Below are 20,772 nucleotides of genomic sequence, written 5' to 3' on the forward strand. Positions count from 1 at the left end.
ATATGCGCCGCGGCGAGCCCTTGCCGCAGCGCCTGATTTCCGTCATGCCAACAGAGTAACGGTCAAAAGTCGCGACGGCTTTTGATCCTCGTATTGTTGCATGTCGGCGCGCGATAACGGATAGTCACTTGGTTCAGTCGGTCCTGTTCTTTGCTCTCGGCTTTCTCTGCGCCGGCTTTCTGGCGCTGATGGTGGCTCCGGCCATCTGGCGGCGGGCGGTCGCTCTGACGCGCAAACGCATCGAAGCCTCGATCCCGCTGACGCAAGCCGAAATCGGGGCCGACAAGGACCGGATCCGGGCGGAGTTCGCCATGGCGACGCGCCGCCTCGAGATGAACGTCAAGGCGCTGCGCGAGAAGTCGACCGAGCAGCTCATCGAGATCAATCGCGGCCGCGAGGCCCTGAAGGGGCTGGCGATGGAGCGCATGGACAAGAACCAGGTGCTCGATGAACTGGCTGCCAAGAACGCGGCGCTGCACCAGCGCGAGGATGAACTGCACCGGTTGTCCGAGCGGCTCAAGGAGACCGAACGCAAACTGGAGAAACGCGCGCTTGAGCTTGAGAAGCTGGAACGCATGTATGACGACGCCAGCTTCTCCTCCAGCAGCCGCCAGATCGAACTTGTGGCGCGCGAATCCGAGTTGCAGAAGCTCGCCAGCGATATCGCGCTGCTGCGCGGCCAGCGCAAGGAGGCGGACAGGCGCAATCAGGAGATCGCGGCCGAAAGCAAGGCCGCGCGTGAGGCGCTGAAGGCCGAGAGGAAAAAAACCGCCGAACTGGACAAGAAAGTCGAACGGTTGCTCGCCGCGCTTGCCGACCGAGAGGAGAAGCTCGAACGCCGCGAGAAAGATCTGGCGCGGCAGCGCGAAAAAGCGAAGGCCGAGGACGGCGCGTCGGCCTTGCGGTTGATCAGCGGGCAGGTACAGGCGGACAGGCGCGACGACGTCGAAAAGGCGATCGCCAGGCTCGACGCCGACCGTGAGCGGCTGGAGGCCAGACTGACGGCACTGGCACGCGAGAACAAGCGGCTGAAGGCGGATCTGTCCGCCGCCGAGGCCGCCGGCCCGCAGGGCGATACACGCCACGCAAGTTCCATGCTGCGCGAACAGATGAATGACCTGGCGGCGGAAGTCGTCAACTTGACAGCCAAGCTCGAAGGGCCGGGGTCGCCGATCGCCAAGGCGCTGGAGGCGCAGCAGGATGCGCGGCCGAACAGCGGCGGCCGCAGCCTTGCCGACCGCGTGCGGGCGTTGCAGAAGGCGGCTGCGGCAGATTGAAGTCAGGCACCACCGGCGCAGAAATGATGCAGGGCGATGGCGGATGCGGCCGCGACGTTCAGGCTGTCGAAGCCTTCCGACATGTTGATCCGAACAGTATTGAGACGGGTGAGCAAGCTTTCGGGCAGGCCTTGGCCCTCAGTCCCGAGGTAGAGTGCCAAGCGTTCGGCCGGCTTTGCATCGCGTATGTCTGATGTCCCGCGTGGCGACAGCGCAAATTGGGTAAAGCCACGCCGGTCGAGCGTCGCGGCGAACCGCGCGGTGTCGCTGAACGAGGCGAACGGGACCTTCAAGGCCGCGCCGACCGAAACGCGGATCGCCTTGCGATAGAGCGGATCGCAGCAGGTCGCATCCAAAAGGATCGCATTGGCGCCGAACGCGGCGGCGTTGCGGAAAATCGAGCCCATGTTGTCATGATTGGCGATGCCGACGAGCACCACGATCAATGCTCGGGCAGGCAAGCCGTCCAGCAGGGCCTCGGCCGGCTGGGGCGTCTCCTTGCGACCAATGGCAAGGATGCCGCGATGCATGTGAAACCCGGCAATGGCATCCATCACAGCTCCGGCGGTGACATAGACCGGCAGGTCAGGAGACGCCTTGTGCAGGATTTCTTCGAGGCCGGCCAAGCGGTTCTCCAGAACCAGCACCGATTCGGCGCGGAAGCGCGCGGCCGACAGTAGCATGTCGAGCACGACCTTGCCCTCGGCAATGAAGCGGCCCTGTCGACCGGCGAGGTCACGCTCGCGGATGTCGAGATAGGCGGCGACGCGCGGATCCTGCGGATCGTCGATGTGGACAAGGGTCATCTGAGCCTCGGCTGACAATCGGAATCGGTTGCCAAGAACATGATGCGCGGATGCAGTGTCAAAGTGTATTTGCGCGCCCAGGATGGACGCACATTGCCGAAGGCCGCTGGTGGCGTAAACGTTTACGCGACCAGCCGTTCAAGTTCCGGCGCGGCGCAGCCTTTGTGCCATCTGGGACAGATCATCCTTGCCGCTGCCGAAAATGCCGTCGAGCGTGGCAAGCAGTTCGCGCACGGCGTCGGATTTGCAGGAGTAGTAGATCATCTGGCGGTCGCGGCGGGTGTCCACAAGGTCCAGCGCCCGCAACTTTGCCAAATGCTGCGACAGGGCGGACTGGCTGAGCATCACCTTCTCGGCGATGGCTCCGACCGACATTTCACCATCGATCAGATAACTCATGATCAAAAGCCGTTTTTCATTGCCCATCAGCATCAGAAATTCGGCCGCCGATCCGGCGTTGGCGACTAGCTTTGTCGAGATCATCGATCCCCCATGCTCTTTGCTCATCGAGGCACCATGGGGGCAATGGTGCCTGAATCCATAAACTCAGTTGTGAATGGTCGCCAACGAGTCAGCGCCACAGCCAAAGGGTAGAACATTTCGTTCAAATCTCAAGCGTTGCTTTTGATCAAACGTAATTTAAGTGCGGTTATTTGGCGACGTTGCCGCCCGGCCGCTCTTGGCCATGTCGACCAAGACGTGCCTCAACTCATGCGCTGTGACCAAGGGCTGCGGAAAGAAGACCCTGCCGGCATCGTCGCCAGAGGCCAGATCCATGCCGTCGGCATCGAATCCGGCGATGACCCAGCCGTCGCCGGATGCCCGGGCAAAATGATGCGCGTAGAGGGCGACGGCGTCGAGATGGTCCGCATTCATGTGGTCGATCGCGGATTGCTCGCTGGCTGCCAGTTCCTCGACGATCGGCCCGTCGGTGATGAGATCGGTGCGATCAAGCAGGTAGGCCTTGCCGAAGCCGCCGTTCAGGCTGGCGCGCTGCGGTTCGAGACGAAAGATCGAAAAGTCGCCGAGGCCGGCATAGAGGCTGGCCTTCGGATTGTGGTTGAGATAGCGGCGTTCGGCGCGTGCATGCGCGTCCGATCCGCGCTCGATCCGCGCTGCCCGGCAAATCAGCGTCAACCGGGGATGCGCGAGCGGGTCGCCCTTGCCCGGCTCGCCGAGCAGTAGCGAACAGCGCGGGTCCGCAAGTATGGCGGGCGTATGGGCCGAAAGCTGCGACACCAGGATCAGCGGCGTGCCGTCGATGTCGGTGGCGACGCCGACCCGACTCGCCAGCGGCGAACCCGTTTGCGGCTCCAACACCGCCAAGGCGCCGAAGCGGGCGCGGCGCATGAGTGTCTTGGCCTGCCGGATCGCCTCGGCGTCGGTCTCGCGGATCACGTCCTTCGTTCGATCGGCCAAATGCTCGCCCTGCTAAGTTGATTTGGCTATTCCACTTATCAGACGATGGCGCCAGGCTGGCAAGTGCTACTTCGGAGCCATGCGAATGGCGCCATCGAGACGAATGGTCTCGCCGTTGAGCATCTGGTTCTCGATGATGTGCAAGGCAAGGGCCGCATATTCCGACGGCTCGCCGAGGCGCGAGGGGAAGGGCACCGCGGCGCCCAGCGAATCCTGCACCTCCTGCGGCATGCCGGCCATCATCGGCGTCCTGAATATGCCGGGTGCGATGGTACAGACCCGGATGCCGGAACGGGCAAGATCGCGCGCCACCGGCAGCGTCATGCCGACGACCCCGCCCTTTGATGCCGAATAGGCGGCCTGGCCGATCTGGCCGTCATAGGCGGCGACGGATGCGGTGTTGACGACGACGCCGCGCTCGCCGCCCTGCAGCGGGTCGAGCTTTGCGGCGCGGTCGGCGACGAGGCGGATCATGTTGAAAGTGCCGATCAGATTGACTTCGATCACCTTGCGGTACTGATCGAGCGGATGGGGACCATCCTTGCCGATCGTCTTCACGCCGATGGCAATGCCGGCGCAATTGACCAGGATGCGCGGTTCGCCCAGCTTGGCCGCGACCTCGGCAAGCGCGGCAACACCGCTGTCGGCGCTGCCGACATCGCATTGGACGGCGATGCCGCCGATCTCGGCCGCCACCTTGGCCGCCCGATCGACGCCGACATCCAAGATGGCGACGCGGGCGCCCCTGGCGGCCAGCGCGCGCGCCGTCGCCTCGCCAAGGCCGGAGCCGCCGCCGGTAACAACCGCGACCTCGCCGTTTGGATTCATGGCGTCATCCTTTCACATGAGAGTCAGGCGTGGATCAGGCGCGCAATCGGCGCGAATGGTCAAGCCATCGCGGCAAAGTGCTCGGCGACCCTGGCCTGGTCGGCATGGCAGACCTCGCCCGTGAGCCTTGCAACCGCGCCCGGCATGATCTCGTGCGACAGCAGCCTGTCGAGATCGACGGGGCGTGGCATCGATATCTGGCCGCGCGGGATACGCTTGAAGCCGAGCGGTCCATAATAGGGCTCGTCGCCGACCAGCATGACGGCGGGCGCTCGGGCCTTGGCGGCCGCTTCCAGCGCGATCGCCACCAGCCGGCGGCCGATGCCGAGATTCTTGAAGGCCGGCCGCACCGCGAGCGGCCCGAGCATCAGCGCGCGTCCGGCGCCTGCGGCGATGCGGGTCATGCGAACTGATGCGACCACGAGATCGCCGTCCATGGCGACGAAGGACAGCGCGCGTTCATGCCCGCCGGCCTCGCGGATCTTGTAGGCGGCCAGCACAAAACGGCCGGGCCCGAAGGCTTCGTCATTGATGGCTTCGATCTGAGGGTCATGCGCCGGAGTTTCCGGCAGGTATTCTACGTCGGCAAGGCTCATGGTCTTTGCGTTCCGGTACAGGAGGAAAGGTTTGCTGCAAACGGCAGCATTCGCCAATCAGCGCTTTATCAAGCGTGGGCGCCCTTTCGTCGTCGGTCGAACCGGATCAAAGCAAAATCGAACATGCGGAGTGTCCGCTAGCATCAATTTCCCGCCGCTGCAATCGGCGGTTTTGCAGGTAGAGAGCAACGGGCGCCGCGACGTGCTTGACGATCTGTTCAGCGCCCGGCGATTCCATGCAACGACTTGGAGCCCTACATGATGTCCTGGACAGGAAAGGACAAGCGATGGGATTGCTGGTCGAAGGCAAATGGCAGGACCGCTGGTACGACACCAAAGGCAGCGGCGGCAAATTCGTGCGGGCGCAGTCGCAATGGCGCGACTGGATCACTCGTGACGGGGCGCCTGCCGAAGGCCGCGGCCGCGGCTTCAAGGCGGAGCCCGGTCGCTATCACCTCTATGTCTCGCTTGCCTGTCCCTGGGCGCACCGAACGCTGATCTTCCGGGCGCTGAAGAAGCTTGAAGGCATCATCTCCGTGTCGGTCGTCCATCATTTCATGGGCGCCGATGGCTGGACGTTCCTGGCGCAGGACGGAGCCACAGGTGACACGCTCTATAGCCTGGACTTCCTGCACCAGATCTACACCAGGGCCGACCCTAACTATTCCGGCCGGGTCACGGTGCCGGTGCTGTGGGATAAAAGGGATGAGACCATCGTCTCCAACGAATCCTCCGAAATCATCCGGATGCTGAATTCAGTTTTCGACGCTTGGGGTGACACCGACCTCGACTTCTATCCGCAGGCGCTACGCGGCGAGATCGACGCGGTCAATGCACTGGTCTATCCTGCCATCAACAACGGCGTCTATCGCGCTGGCTTCGCCACCACGCAGGCCGCCTACGAGCAAGCGTTCGGGGAGTTGTTCGCCGCGCTCGACACGCTGGAGCATCGGCTGTCGAATCAGCGCTATCTCGTCGGCGAGCGGATCACCGAAGCCGACTGGCGGCTGTTCACCACGCTGGTGCGCTTCGACCCGGTCTATGTCGGCCATTTCAAATGCAATCGGCGCCGCATCGCCGACTATCCCAACCTGTCGAACTATCTGCGCGATCTTTACCAGGTGCCTGGCGTAGCCGGCACGGTGAACCTCAATCATATCAAGTCGCACTATTACGGCAGCCACGAAACGATCAACCCGACGCGTATAGTGCCTGTGGGGCCGGAAATTGACTACGGCGCGGGGCATGACAGGGCACGGTTCGCCAAGGCGGCTGCCTGAACTACCAATAGGGTGACGGCGGCTTCCCGCCAAAAACCTCGGCGATGCGCCGCAGCGTTGCCGGGGTCGTACCCTGGGGCAAACGGTCGAGCGGAAAGAAACCGGCCTCGGCGATCTCGCGGTCCGGCAGTTTCGGGGCCGCCTGGCTGAATTTTTCGATCAGGTACAGGCCGACATGGTCGCGGCGGCTGGCGCGGCGGTTGAAATGCATCGAGCGCAGCACCGGCGGAGCGGTCAGCGTGATATTGCCCTCTTCCGCCAGTTCGCGCGCCAGCGCTTCGGCCATCGTCTCGCCGATCTCGACCCCGCCACCGGGAAGCTGCCAGCCCGGCACATAGGTGTGGCGGATGAGGAAGAGGGAGTTGGATGCCGTTTCGTGGATGAGCCCGCGCACGCCAAGCGTCATTGGCCGCCGCAGCACAAAGTAGAGATGGAACAGCCTGGCTCGCAGCCCCGGCCAGCCGGTCTGGCGCAAAGTGCTCTCGGGATCGGTCGTCATCAGTCGCGAAACCGTGGGTGGAAAGCCGCGTGCGCGTCGCCTATGAAAGAGAAATGTTCAGGCTCGCACATATTTCCGATATCCATTTGGGGCCACTCCCTGAAGTAACCTATCGCGATCTCGCCTCCAAGCGGGTGCTGGGCTACGTCAACTGGCAGCGCAACCGCCGCCGGCACATGCACGATGCGGTGATCGACACCATCGTGGCCGATATCAAGGCCAGCGCGCCCGATCACCTCGCGGTTACCGGGGATCTCGTCAACCTGGCGCTCGATGGCGAGATCGAGATGGCCAAGCACTGGCTGGAGACGCTCGGCTCGCCGCATGACGTGTCGGTGGTGCCGGGAAATCATGACGCCTATGTGCCTGGCGCCTTCGACAAGGTGTGCCGGTCCTGGGCGGCATGGATGACGGGCGACGGCGTCAACAGTCCGGTCGATCGCAATTCGTTTCCCTATCTGCGCGTGCGCGGCAATGTCGCGTTGATCGGCATCACCACGGCGCGTGCGACGGCACCCTTCATGGCCAACGGCTTCTTCATGGAAGGCCAGGCCGAGCGGCTGCGCAAAATACTCGATGCGACGGCGAAGCAAGGATTGTTCCGTGCGATCATGATCCATCATCCGCCGGTGCGGGGCGCCGTCCCGCAGCACAAGCGGCTGTTCGGCATCGCCCGCTTCCACAAAATCATTCGCCGGCACGGTGCCGAGCTCGTCCTGCATGGCCATTCACATCTGCCGTCGCTGTTTCAGATCGGCCCGCGCGACGCCAAGGTCCCGGTGGTTGGCGTCGCCGCGGCCGGCCAGGCTCCCGGCGGCAAGCCTCCGGCGGCGCAGTACAATCTGTTCGACATAGACGGTGAAAAAGGCGATTGGCGCATCCGCCTGACGCGGCGCGGCTTGACGGGGTCGGCGATACCACCTTCGGATCTGCAGACGCTGGAGCTCGGGGCGCAACCGGCTATGGCCGCAAGCTGAGCCCCAGCGCCACGATACGGTCCCAGAACAGCACGATCGAAACCGCCAGTCCCACCAGCGCGCCTGCGGCGATCAGGCCAAGGCCGGACAGGACGGCCGACCAGCCCTTGCTGCGCGGCGGCGATCGCAAAGGCGGCTCGGCTTCCGGCACCACGTGCCGCTTCATCCCGGGAACGGCAGCCTCGACGCCACCCTCCATCATTCTCTGACGTTCGACGATCCGCTCGGCGACATAGCGCGTCACGGAATCGGCAACCGGCTTCATCTCGCTCGATTCGGCCAGCACCACACGGCCGATGCGGGTGTCCTTCAGGAAACGGTAGGTGCGGCGGTCGCGCCCCATGGCGACATGGCTGACGGCGTCGATCCACAGGCGCGGCTGCAGACCGGACGAGACGACGAAGTCGAAACTGTCCATGTCGGCGGGAACGTCGGCAAAAACGGGCGCGAGTTCGGTGGCAAGAAGGTCGAGCCGCATGCGATGCGCCTCGCGCATGTCGACGACGACGTCGTCGCGATCGGCAAAGGCATTCTTTACATCGCGAATGGCATCGGACAATTTTCTCGACGGGTCGATGATCTTTTCGCCTGCATCCTTCATGGGCGTGGCCTCGCGGGTTTGGTTAACATGGAGTTAACACAGCCGCCGGCAAAATGCACCGGCGAGATCAATGCATCAAGGGTCGCCGTTGGCGGCGCAGACGGAAGAAGTCAGCTGGCCGCGGCGGACAGTTTCACCCGTTGCGGTCCGACGCGGCGATTGCTGTTGCGGCGAATGATCTCGGCGATCAGGTCGGGCGCTTCCTCGGCCAGCATATGGCCGGCCTCCAGCACATGGTGCACATGGAAGCGCTCCGGCGGGTTATCCACTTGGGTAAAGGGTAGAACGGCGTCATCCGATCCCCACGCCACCATCACCGGCATGTTCAGCGCATCGAGCCGCTCGCGCGGGATGACGCCCTGTCGATCGCTCCTGGTCATGGCGGCCGCGATCTCGACGAGCTTTTCGGTTTGTCCGGGGCGGCCGCGCATTTCGCAAAGCAATTCGGCCATGCGACGCGAGGGCGCGGCTCGAGGGCCGGACATTTCGGCGAGGCAGGCCTGGACTTCGGCCAGGTCCTGCGCGCGGGCAAAGCGGCGCAACAACGGTCCATTGATTTCGGGGCCAAAACCGCCCGGCGCCAGGAGCGTCAGCGAGGCGACTTTTGCCGGCTCCGCCAACGCCATCAGCGCGGCAACCGCGCCGCCCATCGAATGGCCGACGAGGTGGACGCGCTTGATCGCGCGTGCGGAGAGGTCGGCAAGGATGGCGTTTGCCGCGACCTTGGCCGGTCCGGCCGACGGAAAGTCGAGCGACAGGCCGTGTCCCGGCAGATCATAGGCCAATGTGCGTACGGAAGGCGGCAGCAAGGAGATCACCTCGCGCCAGACATCGTGGCTGCCGCCAAAACCATGCAGCAGGACGATGGTCTTCGAACCCACACCCCGCTCGTCGGCATAAAGTGATGAAGTCATGAAAGATTGAGGCTTTATTCGAGAAGGCGCGATGGAAATGTGGCTGAATTGCTCCTAGTCCAGAGCATTCGCCAGTAAAATTTTCGCGATTAGGCGATTGGCCGAACAGCGAGCCGCTGCTGGTGGATGCCGCTCCCAAAAGCGACCTCGATTTGGGCGAACGACACGCACGAGCAAAAAGACCTAAGGCGTGTCGCATGAATCCGTTTCGACGCGAAACGCTTTTGGGCCTTTCACTATTCGATGGACTCGCTGTCCGCTTTAAGTCCTCATTTTCACGCAACTCCGGAAGGGAACCCGGCACTAGCTGCCCTGGAATGGCTCACATCTAGCTCGCGTTGAAGAGCCCGGCGGCACGCAAGGCGTCGACCAGCCGCTCGGTCAGATCGGCGGGATATTTTCTGTCGATGAAGGTTGCGCGCGGATTGGCGGCGAATTTCGGAAATTCGGTTATCAACTCATCAAGCAGCCTGCGTGCCTGGTTGTCCCGACCGGCGATCTTGGCGCCGATCAGACGGGCGGCGAGATAGTGCGATTTCGCCGCAGTGGTTCTCAGAGCGCTGCTGGCTATCGCTGCCTTGCTGGTATCGCCCAGCATTAATTCTCCGGCGAAAAGCCCAAAGTCCCACCAGGTCGGGTGGCCGCTCGAGGCATCCACGGCATGCGCCAGAAGAGGTGTTCCTTCGGCGTACCGGCCGGCGAAAACCAGCCCGTAGCCATAGGCGGCGGCCATGGCGAGATCGTAGGGGTTAAGATCATGGGCCTTGCGCATCCATCGCAGGGCCTCGTCGGCATTGCCGAGGCGCGAATTGATGTAGCCGTAGGAGCGATGTGCGTACGGGCTGGTCGGCCCCATCTGCACGGCGCGATGGGCAAACGTCATCGCCTTCTCGATCGTTGCGTCCGGCGGGTAGGCGTAGTGGTCGGTCACGGCCTCCAAATGCAATGAGGCGAGTTCCGAATAAACCAGTGACGATTTCGCGCCACTGTTGGCAAGGGCTTCGAGGCAACGATAGGCGGTCTCGTGAGTCCTGGCGTTCTGGTCGAGATAGTATTTGTCGTTGAGCAGCAGGCACTGCGTCAGGCCGGTCTCCGCGCTGGACTGCTCGATGTAATTGTAGATGGTGCCAGAAGCGGGAAGTGCCGCACTGAGAATGCCGGATATGCGATCCTCGACTACGGTTGGTGCGCTGTCGGCGGCGGTCAGGTTGCGCGACAACAGCACCCGTCCGGACGCCAAGCTTTGCAGTTCGATGGTAACGTCGCCCGCGTCTGGTCCAGGCAGGATATCGAAAATGAAACTCGTCGCATCGGCGACCGGATCGGCTTTGTTGACGGTGTTGCGACCGATGAAGTCGATCGTGTCAAAGCCGCTCAGGCCGGCACGCAGCGATGCGGCGACGCGACTGGCATTGGGAGTGTTGGCCCTGAGGGCGATGTAGACGAGCGGCAGCGCTTCGACCATGGGCGACGGCGTGATGCTGCCGGTTTCGCCGGCGGTCTCGAACGTTGCCGGGATGTCGCCTCCCGCCAGCAAGGCACCGCCGCCCTGGCGCAGGATCAGAACGCCCAACATGGCGATAACCACGGCGATCGCGATCCAGAAGAACCTGAGATGGCGCGTCACCGAGAGGCCCGCCGCAGGAACCTGGCCGAGCAAGGCCGCCATGGGTGCGGCATCATCGGCGGCACCGGACTGTTCGGGCAGGCTGGCTGTCGGCTCTGCGTGACTGGCGGCTTCCGCTGCTTGCGGCAGGCGGATGGCATTGAGTTCGTAGGCCGGGACGTAACCGCCGCGCGGAATGGCTATGCGGACCGGCTCGGCAATGCCTTCATTGGCGAAATAATGTTGCAGCAGTTCGCGCAGGCGGCCCGCCTGCACCCGCACGACGGCATCGGTGGACGGATCGAAATCGCCGTCCTTGCCGAAAACATCCATGGCGATGGAAAAGCCCTTGAGCCTGTCGGCTTCCCCGGCCTGCTCGCGCTCGACGAGATAGCGAAGCAATTTGCGCGCGCGCTCGGATCTCCCGAACGTTTCGCTGGCAAGCAGTCGCTCCAGTGTCTCGCGCACTGCGGGGGCGGCAGGCGTGGCATGCTGCAAGTGTCGATCCTCTCGAAGTCGGCACAGGTTGAGGCGCGATCATATCGTTGCCGCACCACCGTACAAGCATACACGTATTATGCGATCGCGTACCACACCGGATAATTTCCCGGTGGTTAATGACACAAAAGTCGGGACCAATCGCTAAACGACGATGGTCCCGAATTCGTTCCAGGCCTGTATCAACCGGCTCTTTTGCCGATAATCCGGTTGGCGGCGGACACCACGGCCTCCAGCGAGGCAGCGACGATGTTGGTGTTGATGCCTGCGCCGAACAGCTTGCCGTCAGGATGTTCCATCTCGACATAGGAAATGGCCGAGGCGTTCGAACCGCGCTGCATCGAGTGCTCGGAATAGTCGAGCACCGACATATCGACGCCGACATGGCGCGACAGCGCATCGACGAAGCCGTCGATCGGGCCTGTGCCTGTGCCTGATATCGTCATCTCCTTGCCGTCGTCGATAATGACCGCCTCGACAACGCGCCGGCCCTTTACCTCGGTGTCCGGATAGGTGTGGTGATCGAGGAATTTCAGCCTGGCGCCCGGCTGGTCGACATAGGTATCGAGGAAGCGCTCATAGATGCGCCTGGCCGGCACTTCCTTGCCTTCGGCATCGGTGATCGCCTGGATTGCCTGGCTAAACTCGATCTGCAGGTTGCGCGGCAGGTTGAGCCCGTAATCCGCCTGCAGCACATAGGCGATGCCGCCCTTGCCGGACTGCGAGTTGATGCGGATGATGGCTTCGTAGCTGCGGCCGACGTCGGCCGGGTCAATCGGCAGATAGGGAACCTCCCACACTGGCGTGTTGGCCTTCTTCAGCGCCTTCATACCCTTGTTGATGGCATCCTGGTGCGAGCCGGAAAAGGCGGTGTAGACGAGTTCGCCCACATAGGGATGGCGCTCGGGAATCTTCAGCTGGTTCGAATATTCGTAGACATCCTTCATCCGGTTGATGTCGGAGCAGTCCAGCTTCGGATCGACGCCTTGCGTGTACATGTTGAGCGCCAGCGTGACGATGTCGACATTGCCGGTGCGCTCGCCATTGCCGAACAGCGTGCCTTCGACGCGATCGGCGCCGGCCATCAGGCCGAGCTCGGTGGTGGCGACGCCGGTGCCACGGTCATTATGCGGGTGCAGCGAAATGATCAGGTTCTCGCGCCTGTCGAGATTGCGGCACATCCACTCGATGCGGTCGGCATAGATATTGGGCGTCGACATCTCGACGGTCGACGGCAGGTTGATGATGAGTTTGTTGTCAGGCGTCGGCTTCACGATCTCGGTGACCGCGTTGCAGATCTCCAGCGCCACCTCGAGCTCGGTGCCGGTGAAGCTTTCGGGCGAGTATTCGAAACGGTAGCCGCCGCCGGCACCCGCTGCCATGTCGGTGATCATCTTGGCGGCATCGGTGGCGATGCGCTTGATGCCGGCGACGTCCTTCTCGAAGACGACGCGGCGCTGCAACTCGCTGGTCGAATTGTAGAAATGCACGATCGGGTTGGTGGCGCCCCTGAGCGCTTCGAAGGTGCGGGTGATCAGTTCGGGCCGGCACTGCACCAGCACCTGCAGCGAAACGTCGGCCGGTACGCTGCCCTCTTCGATGCACCAGCGGGCGAAGTCGAAATCGGTCTGCGAGGCCGAAGGAAAACCGATCTCGATCTCCTTGAAACCCATGTCGAGCAGCAGCGCGAACATGCGCGCCTTGCGTTCGTGGCCCATCGGGTCGATCAGCGCCTGGTTGCCGTCGCGCAGGTCGACCGAGCACCAGATTGGCGCCTTGTCGATCACTTTCGAGGGCCAGGTCCGGTCGGTGAGGCCGACGATTGGGTAGGGTTGGTACTTGCGGGCGGCGTCCGGCATGCCGCCGTTCTGCTGGCCCGCCGGGGCCTCGCTTACGCGGATTTCTTCTCGTGCGTTCATCGTCGTTTCTCCCGGCGACCCTCGAATCCGCCTTCAGGCGGATGGGTGGCGAGTGGCGCCTTTACCAGTTTTTCGTTCGCTTGATGTGACTGCCAAGGAGCATGCGCTTGCGCGGCGGCTCGACCGCCGGGCGCTCCTTCAGCGAACCCGGCGATCGCCGATAAGGCCGAGAAGAAGCAGCGTCGAGGCAAGCGCGCGCACGGTCTCGCCGGCAAAGCCGGTCTGACGGGAAGCGGTGGTGGCGCGCGTGTTCATGGCGGCTTTCATACAGGAGCGGCCAGCCGGAGGCAAGCCGTACCGAAAGCCATGCCGACAGCCGGGCGCGTGCCGGGCCACGTTCCGTCTGACGTCGTCGCCGACGTGCGTGCCCTTCCAACAGGCCGAGGCCGGACCTGGCCGCCAACGGGACGTAGCGGTTCAATATATAAGATGACTTATGTATTCAAGTTTCTGTGGAAACTTCGGAACGTCTATGGCATGCCGCTGCCGGCGCGGCCCTCCTGCGGCCGATTGCTTCAAACCGTTTCGAAAGACGCGAACGATGGACCAACTGCGAGCGCAAACCCGGATCAGCGATGCGGCGATCAGGTCGGTGATGGACCGGCTGCGCACCGAGCACAGCGAATTCGAGGTCGAGACCGGTGTTGCCGATCGATGGGAACTTCGCCTGTACTACGGTTCGCTGAGCGCGGCACTCGAGGGCGACTCCATGCTGATCCGCGTCTCGGCCGTAGACGAAACCTGCCTGTCCTACATGAAGATGACGGTCGCCGGCCACGTCGCGCAGCATCTCGGAACGACGAGCGGACTGCGCTGGCAAGGCGACGGCAGCGACACCGGCACCCCGATCTTCTTCCGCGAAATCACGGTGGTGTCGTCAAAGCGGATTTCTCCGCACATGCAGCGCCTGCGCTTTGCAGGCGATGATCTTGGCCGGTTTACCCATGGCGGCCTGCACATCCGGCTGCTGCTGCCGCCGCGGGGCAGGCCGCCCGTTTGGCCCTCGATAGGCGCCGACGGCCTGCTTGTGTGGCCTGCCGGTGAGGATGCGCTCACCGTCCGCATCTACACGATCCGGGCGGTGGATCCGACAAGCGGTTGGCTCGATGTCGATTTCGTGCTGCACCCCGGCCATGACACGCCCGCCGCCACATTCGCGCAGAACGCGGTGGCGGGAGACGTCATCGGCATGATCGGGCCAAGCGGCGGCGAGACGCCGACGGCGCCGACCCTGCTGCTGGTCGGCGACGACACAGCGCTGCCGGCAATTGGCCGGATTCTGGGGGAACTGCGGCCGTCAACCCGCGTCGAGGCGCTCATCGAGGTCGATGGCCCGGACGACCGCATCGCGCTGGCGCAAGGCGACAACATCGAAATCACCTGGCTTTACCGGCACGACCGCGCGGCCGGCACCGCCGGCCTGCTGGCGGCCGCCCTGCGCGAGCGCAGCCACATGGCGCTTGCCGATAACCTCTACGTCTGGGCCGGATGCGAGTTCACGGACTTCCGCGAGATCCGCAAGATCGTGCGCAAGGAGTGGGGCCTGGGCCGCGACCGGCACCTGGTAACGGCCTATTGGCGTCGCGACGCGCAGGCCGAGGGCGACGACGAGGATTAGGATCGATCCATAAGTATGCCGGCAGCCGGGGCGGAGCAGCCTATTCCTTCACCGCGCGCGCTACCAGCCGCGCGATGCTCGGGCCGACAAGCAGCACGATCAGGAAACGCGCCGACTGGAGCGCCATGATGAAGGAGATGTCGACGTTCTGGGCGGCGGCGGCGATGATGGCGACGCTGTCCATGCCGCCGGGGCTGGTCGCGAGATAGGCGGTCAGCGGATCGATGTCGAGCAGATGGCTGATCATGAAGGCGAGGCCGCCGCAAAAGGCGATCAGAGCCACGATCGAAGCGACGATCTGCGGCAGGGCACGTGTCGCATGGCGCAGGATCGGCCTTGTGAAGTTCAGCCCGATCGACCATCCGACCATGGCGTAACTGACAGCCAGCAGCCAAGGCGGCAATTGCATCGGCACGCCGAGGCCAAGGTGGATCACCGCGCCGAAGATGAAGGTGCCCAGAAAGGAGGGCGAAGGCAACCGGCAAAGCCTTCCCGCCAGCCCGCCGACCAGCGCGATGCCAATGGTTGCTGCTAAGGCTTGGGCATCGATCGGCGGAAACCAGATAATCGGCGGGATTTCGACGCCTGACGTGTCGACCCACATCTTGGCGACAATGGCCGCCGTCATCGAGACGAAGATGACACGCAGATACTGCATGAAGGCGACGAGGCGCTGGTCGGCGCCGAAGGCGCCGGCCATCAGCACCATTGCGGTGGCCGCGCCTGGGGAGGATCCCCAGACGGCGGTCGTGCCGGGCAGGATGCGCCACCGGCTGATCAGCCAGCCGAGCAGGCTGGACGCCGCGACGGTGGCTGTCACTGCGCCGAGGAACAGCGGCCATTCGGCATAGAAGACGCGAAAAATGTCGGCCGAGATCGAAGCGGCGATGAGGCAGCCGACGATCGCCTGGGCGGAGCCGAACAGAAGCCGCGGCACGCGCACGGTAGCGCCGTTGGTGCCGGCGACGATGGCCGCCAGCATCGGCCCGATGAGCAGCGCCGCCGGCAGCGCGGCCAGTTCGAGCGCACCGGCAAACAGCACGGAAATGACGAGGAGGGCCAGCCATTGCCAAGGCTTGCGCATGCGCGCCATGCGCTCGACGGCCGGCTGGCCAGGAGACGGCTGCTTGGGCGAGGAATCCATGTTCTGGTCTTAGACTGAGCGGTAAGGGATGCGAACCCCCGCTGCATCGAAAAGCGATCGCCTCAGATGTCTGTGCCGAACAGTTGCTCGATTTCTCCACCGCTCATGCGATCGAAACGGTCGGACACCGAAAACTGACCAGCCATAAAGCCAACCCGTCGCGATTGTACCGGCACCGATTGATCCATAGGAATGACCTTGACCAATGACTTGCCAGCCTTGGCGATCATGAAAGGTTCGCCGTTGGCGGCTCGCTGAACGAGACGTGAAGGATTGGCCTTCGCATCGCTAATGTTCACGATTTGGGTCGAGTCATCCACCCGGATCAGCCCGCCTTGTCGTCAGCCAATCCAAAGCCGCCGACGGGGTTGGTTTCCACCTGGAACTCGAAGCCGGCGATGAAGGGCCTTGCCTTGGCGATGGCCGCCTGGACTTCGGGAAGCTGCAGCGAGGCTTTGTGGCTTGCCTGGTCAGTCCACACTTCCGTGACCCAGATGGCATCGGCATCGGCCGGGTCGGTGGCAACGATATAGCTCAGGCAGCCGGGCAGGGCGCCGGTGCTGGCGCGCAGGACGTCCATGACAGCGTCGCGCTGGCCGCGAGCCGCTCGCATCTTGCCGATCAGACCGTACATCCCTTCGTCTCCCTTCAGCGTTTTCGACAAGAGTATACCGTTCGCCAATATGCAGGTCGCGGCTCAAGGCATCAACTGGCCACCATTCACCTCGATCACCTGGCCGGTGATGTAGCCGCTCAACAGATCGGAGGAGAGGAACAGATAAGCACCGACGCAATCTTCAGCCGTGCCGGCGCGCCCCTGCGGAATGGTGGCAACCATGCCCCTGATCTGCTCTTCGGTCGAGTAGCGTTCGTGGAACGGCGTGAGAATGGTGCCGGGTGCCACCGCGTTGACGCGAATGCCGAAGCCGATCAGTTCCTTGGCCATGCCGCGCGTGACGTTGGAGACGAAAGCCTTGGCCGAGCCGTAAAGCCCGGCGCCACCGCCGGCGCCGTTGCGGGCGGCGATCGAGGAGGTGTTGACGATGAAGCCGCCTTGTCTCTTCAGCCACGGCATCGCCTTGCGCGAGGCGGTCAGCACCGAACGCGCGTTGAGATCCATCACCGCGTCGTAATGCGCCTCTGTCTGCTCGGCGTAGGGCACGCGGCCGAGCATCCCGCCGGCATTGTTGACCAGCCCGTCGAGGCGGCCGAAATGCTGCGCGCTGTCCTCGACGACGCGTTCGACGTCGGCGGCCAGGGAAAAATCGCCCTGGACGAGAAGCACCTCGCCGCCATTGTCGCGAATGGCCTTGCCAAGTTTCTCGGCGGCGTCACGGCTGGAATTGTAGTGCAGTGCGACCAGACATTTCTGCGTCGCATAAGCCAACGCGAGTGCCGCGCCGATGCCGGTCGAGGCGCCGGTGACCAGCACCGCCTTGCCGGCGAGATCGGGAATGACAAGCCCAAGGGGAGTGGTTGTCGCTGGCACTGTCGTTTCTCCGGGATTCGCGGTTCTTAGCTGGTCTTGCTACCCTTGCATTCAGTCCATGCAGCTTCAAGGCCTGAGATAGGCATAGCCCTGGCTTTGCAGTTCGGCGAGCTTGACGACGCCGCCACTGTCGGCCGCATGAAAACCGTCGAGCAGGTCGGCGAGCGAAATATCCATGCCGTGCATGGTGTTGGCGCAGGCATGCGGATCGAGCCCTTGCTGGACGAGACCGGTGAAACGACCGGAGATCGCCGCCGATATGCCCTTCGACTTGAAACCGGCAAGAGCCGGACCATGGACGACCAGCGCGATATCGACATTGCCGCCGGTGCCTTCGTAATGGTTCTTGATGTTGCCCAGCACGAAATTGACCTTGTCGAGGTCACTGAGATGATAGGCGACCTTCAATCTCGTGGCCTCGGTGGCCGCGGCTTGCGCCACCCGCAGTCCAATCAGCGTGCCGGCTCCGACGAGAATCGCGCGGAACATGTCGCGTCGACGCATGGCGATGGTTCCCCCCGGGTTGACAGATGGCCGCGAATTGCGTGGCCGCGACGCCGAGTGTAGCATAAATCGGCGTCGCGTCCTGCCGATGCGGAGGGGTCACATGGCGTTCGAACAGAGACTGGCAAGCGTCCTGTCCGGAGCGGCCTTGTTGAGCCTGCTGGGAGCGACGGCTTTCGCCGACGAGGCGGCCAAGCTCACCGAACTCAGTCCCAACGGTCAGGACGCCTGTTTCGGCCGCATCTACGATGCCAAGCACCTCAAGGCGCATCCGGAGCAGAAGGTGGCCCGGATCTTCTTCTACTACGGCCATGATCCGGTCAGCAGGCCGAACGAGGAACCGGCCGCGAATGCCGGCACGTCCTACAATGGCTTCGTCACCACCACGGTGCGTGGCGCCAAGGCTCCGGAATGGGCCGGCGGCTGGTGTAGTCACCAATCCGAGGATGGCGCATCAAACCCGATCCATTGCGGCATGGAATGCGACCGCACGCTGGCGTCGCTGAAAGTCGACGACAAGGGCCGGCTGATCCTTTCGGACCTGCAGCCCGATATCTATCTCGATGCCGGTTCCGAAGAGGAACTCGGCACGACTGAATACAACAGGCAGGCGCTGGGCTCGCAGGACGACAATTTCCGCCTCGACCCGATGCCGGCAGCGACCTGCAAGGCGGAGTTCGCCCGCATCGACCCGATCGACCCGGCGATGGGTCCGCCGCTGCGCGACCGGCTGAAGCCCGACCAGGCCTTCTGCTACGGACGCGACTACGATGCCGCGCATTTCGGTTCGCATCCCGACCAACTGACGCAGTCGATCCGCGTGTTCCGTGGGCCGGTCGAACTGGCTTCATTCGCGGCGGGCGGCGACCTTGCCAATTGGCCTGACGGCGCCGACATCGCCGTTTCGGTCACGACGCGACAAAAGTCGGGCAAGGTCACGCAGGTCTATTCCTGCCAGGGCGAGGCCGACCAGTGGCGCTGCGCGGCGAGCTCGAAGATGAGCGATTTCTCCTGCGATATCACGCAGAAGGAGATTTTCCTCAAGCGCGGCGCCAACGGCATGATGATGCTGGCCAATCCCAACAACAGCCTTGCGATCGTCGATTTCTGTTCACAGGCAGCCGACGGCAAGACGAAGTCGGACGACAAGATCTACCGGCTGGAACCGATGCCGCAATCGGCTTGCGCGCCTTGAGCGGAGCCCTGGTTAGGTCAGCACGAAGGGATATATCTTTGCTATATCTCATTTGAGGATAGCACGATGAACAAAGCGAAAGTGTTCTGGTCAGGCAGGTCCCAAGCCGTGCGCCTGCCGAAGGAGTTCCGTTTCGACACAGAGGAGGTCTCGATACGCCGTCACGGGCAAACCGTCATCTTGGAACCGCTTGCGCAGGACTGGGCGTGGCTCGACCAAGTGATTGGACCGCTTGATGATGATTTCGCCCAGGCAGCACTGGAACGTCAGGACGGGCAGGATCGACCTGCCTTGGAAGACGTCTTCAAGTGATCTACCTGCTCGACACCAATGCCGTCATCGCGGTCACGAAGGGGCGATGAGGGTCTGCTTGCCTGCTGAAACGGCATAGGCCGCAGGACTTTGCCGTCTCGCCTATTGTGTCGAAAATTTGGCGCGTATCGAAGCTCTGCAGTTTCCTGTGCTCGAATTCTATCGGGAAGATGCGAGACATGCCGGAGGGCAACGCTTGCCACATTGGGAACTCCAATTGGTCCCTACGATGCGTTGACTGGTGGGCAGGCGCGCTCGCGGAATCTTACGCTGATGACCCGCAATATCCGGGACTTCGAGCGGATCAAAGCTCTGTCAATCGAGACGTGGTGAAATGCCTCACGCGAACGGCACCGCCGTCGTGCCCTTGGGCAGCTTGGCTTCATCATCGGGCTCGACATGGATGGTGACGCGCACGGAAGGGATTTCCGCCTGCAGCGAATCCTCGATGCGGTCGCAGATGACATGGCTGGCGCCAACCGACATGTCGGCATCGACGACCAGATGGAATTCGATGAAGGTGGCGCGGCCGGCGATGCGTGTCTTGAGGTCGTGCACTTCGAGCGCGCCTTTGCAATTAGCCGAAATGATGTCGCGGATGCGCATGTGCTCCTGGGTATCGACGGCGCGGTCCATCAGCCCGTTCATCGACGAGCCGATAACATGCCAGCCCTGCCAAAGAATGTTGAGCGCGACGATCACGGCCAGCGCCGGATCGAGGATCTGCCATCCGGTCAGCACCGCGCCGACGAGGCCGGCGAAGACGCCGACCGAGGTCACGACGTCGGTCATGATGTGCTGGCCGTCGGCGACCAGTGCCGGCGATCTTGCGTTGCGCCCTGTACGGATCAGCGCCCAGGCCCAGAAGGCGTTTATGACCGTCGCCACACCGTTGACGGCAAGCCCTTCCCAAGGCTGCTGGAGCGGGACGGGGTGGAGCCAGGATTGCCAGACCTCGTTCAGGATCAGGAGTGCCGCGACCACGATCAGCACGCCTTCCAGGACGGCCGAGAAATACTCGGCCTTGTGGTGGCCGAACGGATGGTCCTGGTCGGCAGGCTTGTAGCTGACCTGGATCGCCCAGAACGCGGCGGCCGAGGCGATGACGTTGACGATCGATTCCAGCGCGTCCGAATAGAGTGCGACGGAACCGGTGATGTACCAGGCGGCAAGCTTGAGTGCGAGCACCACACAAGCGACGACGATCGACCAGAAGGCAAGCCTTGCGACCTTGCGCCTGGTCGCGGCCTTCGCCGCGACCGCCGTCGTGTCCCGCGTTTCGACCATCGT

22 protein-coding genes are annotated in these 20,772 nt (G+C 63.3%); 6 read left to right on the top strand and 16 right to left on the bottom strand.

All coding sequences use genetic code 11. The annotated features are described in order from the left end of the window. Positions 1-128 precede the first annotated feature (128 nt). Positions 129-1,277, top strand: coding sequence for a hypothetical protein (locus LB541_RS05565; protein WP_140879199.1), 1,149 nt, complete (start codon positions 129-131; stop codon positions 1,275-1,277). Positions 1,278-1,279: 2 nt separating this feature from the next. Here LB541_RS05565 and LB541_RS05570 read toward each other — a convergent pair whose 3' ends face one another. The 5 genes from LB541_RS05570 to LB541_RS05590 form a co-directional block, all read right to left on the bottom strand. Further along, a complete protein-coding gene (locus LB541_RS05570; RefSeq protein WP_224618033.1) occupies positions 1,280-2,083 on the bottom strand; it encodes a TrmH family RNA methyltransferase in 804 nt (267 codons plus the stop codon). Between the two features lie 138 nt (positions 2,084-2,221). Next, positions 2,222-2,566: an ArsR/SmtB family transcription factor gene (locus LB541_RS05575; RefSeq protein WP_224618061.1), complete on the bottom strand. Its 345-nt coding sequence runs from the start codon at positions 2,564-2,566 to the stop codon at positions 2,222-2,224. 156 nt (positions 2,567-2,722) lie between these two features. Beyond that, complete coding sequence (locus LB541_RS05580) at positions 2,723-3,502, bottom strand: HugZ family protein (RefSeq protein WP_140582207.1); 780 nt, start codon at positions 3,500-3,502, stop codon at positions 2,723-2,725. Between the two features lie 66 nt (positions 3,503-3,568). Beyond that, positions 3,569-4,330, bottom strand: a complete 762-nt coding sequence (locus tag LB541_RS05585; RefSeq protein ID WP_140564028.1) for a 3-hydroxyacyl-CoA dehydrogenase — start codon at positions 4,328-4,330, stop codon at positions 3,569-3,571. A 59-nt stretch (positions 4,331-4,389) separates the two neighbouring features. Then, positions 4,390-4,926: a GNAT family N-acetyltransferase gene (locus LB541_RS05590; RefSeq protein WP_140496094.1), complete on the bottom strand. Its 537-nt coding sequence runs from the start codon at positions 4,924-4,926 to the stop codon at positions 4,390-4,392. Between the two features lie 287 nt (positions 4,927-5,213). On the opposite strand from LB541_RS05590, the gene LB541_RS05595 reads away from it, so the two are divergent. After that, positions 5,214-6,206 carry a glutathione S-transferase family protein gene (locus LB541_RS05595; protein WP_140556148.1) on the top strand — a complete coding sequence of 331 codons (993 nt, stop codon included), beginning with the start codon at positions 5,214-5,216 and terminating at the stop codon, positions 6,204-6,206. A 1-nt stretch (position 6,207) separates the two neighbouring features. Here the strand turns inward: LB541_RS05595 and LB541_RS05600 are convergent, their stop codons facing one another. Next, positions 6,208-6,705 (bottom strand): NUDIX domain-containing protein, encoded by a 498-nt coding sequence (locus tag LB541_RS05600; RefSeq protein ID WP_140556147.1) that lies wholly within the window; start codon positions 6,703-6,705, stop codon positions 6,208-6,210. Between the two features lie 53 nt (positions 6,706-6,758). Between LB541_RS05600 and LB541_RS05605 the strand changes: the two genes are divergently transcribed. After that, positions 6,759-7,682, top strand: a complete 924-nt coding sequence (locus tag LB541_RS05605) for a metallophosphoesterase family protein (protein WP_140556145.1) — start codon at positions 6,759-6,761, stop codon at positions 7,680-7,682. Here LB541_RS05605 and LB541_RS05610 read toward each other — a convergent pair. From LB541_RS05610 to leuA, 4 genes are all read right to left on the bottom strand, one after another. After that, the gene (locus LB541_RS05610) at positions 7,666-8,283 is read right to left on the bottom strand and encodes a hypothetical protein (protein WP_140496090.1); all 618 of its coding nucleotides are present in this window, start codon (positions 8,281-8,283) and stop codon (positions 7,666-7,668) included. The genes LB541_RS05605 and LB541_RS05610 overlap by 17 nt on opposite strands. Before the next feature lie 110 nt (positions 8,284-8,393). Then, positions 8,394-9,197: an alpha/beta fold hydrolase gene (locus LB541_RS05615; RefSeq protein ID WP_140556143.1), complete on the bottom strand. Its 804-nt coding sequence runs from the start codon at positions 9,195-9,197 to the stop codon at positions 8,394-8,396. A gap of 328 nt (positions 9,198-9,525) precedes the next feature. After that, a complete protein-coding gene (locus LB541_RS05620) occupies positions 9,526-11,301 on the bottom strand; it encodes a tetratricopeptide repeat protein (protein ID WP_224618034.1) in 1,776 nt (591 codons plus the stop codon). A gap of 182 nt (positions 11,302-11,483) precedes the next feature. Beyond that, positions 11,484-13,220: a 2-isopropylmalate synthase gene (leuA, locus tag LB541_RS05625; RefSeq protein WP_224618035.1), complete on the bottom strand. Its 1,737-nt coding sequence runs from the start codon at positions 13,218-13,220 to the stop codon at positions 11,484-11,486. A gap of 541 nt (positions 13,221-13,761) precedes the next feature. Between leuA and LB541_RS05630 the strand changes: the two genes are divergently transcribed. Further along, complete coding sequence (locus LB541_RS05630; RefSeq protein ID WP_140567155.1) at positions 13,762-14,838, top strand: siderophore-interacting protein; 1,077 nt, start codon at positions 13,762-13,764, stop codon at positions 14,836-14,838. 40 nt (positions 14,839-14,878) lie between these two features. Here LB541_RS05630 and LB541_RS05635 read toward each other — a convergent pair whose 3' ends face one another. From LB541_RS05635 to LB541_RS05655, 5 genes are all read right to left on the bottom strand, one after another. After that, a complete protein-coding gene (locus LB541_RS05635; RefSeq protein ID WP_140524940.1) occupies positions 14,879-15,982 on the bottom strand; it encodes an AbrB family transcriptional regulator in 1,104 nt (367 codons plus the stop codon). 62 nt (positions 15,983-16,044) lie between these two features. Beyond that, positions 16,045-16,302, bottom strand: coding sequence for a type II toxin-antitoxin system Phd/YefM family antitoxin (locus tag LB541_RS05640; RefSeq protein ID WP_140739252.1), 258 nt, complete (start codon positions 16,300-16,302; stop codon positions 16,045-16,047). Positions 16,303-16,307: 5 nt separating this feature from the next. After that, positions 16,308-16,616: a putative quinol monooxygenase gene (locus tag LB541_RS05645; protein ID WP_140567149.1), complete on the bottom strand. Its 309-nt coding sequence runs from the start codon at positions 16,614-16,616 to the stop codon at positions 16,308-16,310. 63 nt (positions 16,617-16,679) lie between these two features. Further along, positions 16,680-17,471 (bottom strand): SDR family NAD(P)-dependent oxidoreductase, encoded by a 792-nt coding sequence (locus tag LB541_RS05650; protein WP_140672479.1) that lies wholly within the window; start codon positions 17,469-17,471, stop codon positions 16,680-16,682. A 66-nt stretch (positions 17,472-17,537) separates the two neighbouring features. Beyond that, on the bottom strand, positions 17,538-17,975 hold the full coding sequence (locus LB541_RS05655; RefSeq protein WP_140524937.1) for a DsrE family protein: 438 nt from the start codon (positions 17,973-17,975) through the stop codon (positions 17,538-17,540). Between the two features lie 103 nt (positions 17,976-18,078). Here LB541_RS05655 and LB541_RS05660 point away from each other — a divergent pair, with 103 nt between their 5' ends. Together LB541_RS05660 and LB541_RS05665 are read left to right on the top strand one after the other, a co-directional pair. After that, positions 18,079-19,170 (top strand): hypothetical protein, encoded by a 1,092-nt coding sequence (locus LB541_RS05660; protein ID WP_140672478.1) that lies wholly within the window; start codon positions 18,079-18,081, stop codon positions 19,168-19,170. Between the two features lie 66 nt (positions 19,171-19,236). Further along, positions 19,237-19,482, top strand: coding sequence for an antitoxin (locus tag LB541_RS05665; protein ID WP_140524936.1), 246 nt, complete (start codon positions 19,237-19,239; stop codon positions 19,480-19,482). 339 nt (positions 19,483-19,821) lie between these two features. Here the strand turns inward: LB541_RS05665 and LB541_RS05670 are convergent, their stop codons facing one another. After that, positions 19,822-20,769 carry a cation diffusion facilitator family transporter gene (locus LB541_RS05670; protein WP_140524935.1) on the bottom strand — a complete coding sequence of 316 codons (948 nt, stop codon included), beginning with the start codon at positions 20,767-20,769 and terminating at the stop codon, positions 19,822-19,824. Positions 20,770-20,772 lie beyond the last annotated feature (3 nt).

The sequence above is a fragment of the Mesorhizobium sp. BR1-1-15 genome (genome assembly GCF_020165475.1).
Taxonomy (GTDB): Bacteria; Pseudomonadota; Alphaproteobacteria; order Rhizobiales; family Rhizobiaceae; genus Mesorhizobium.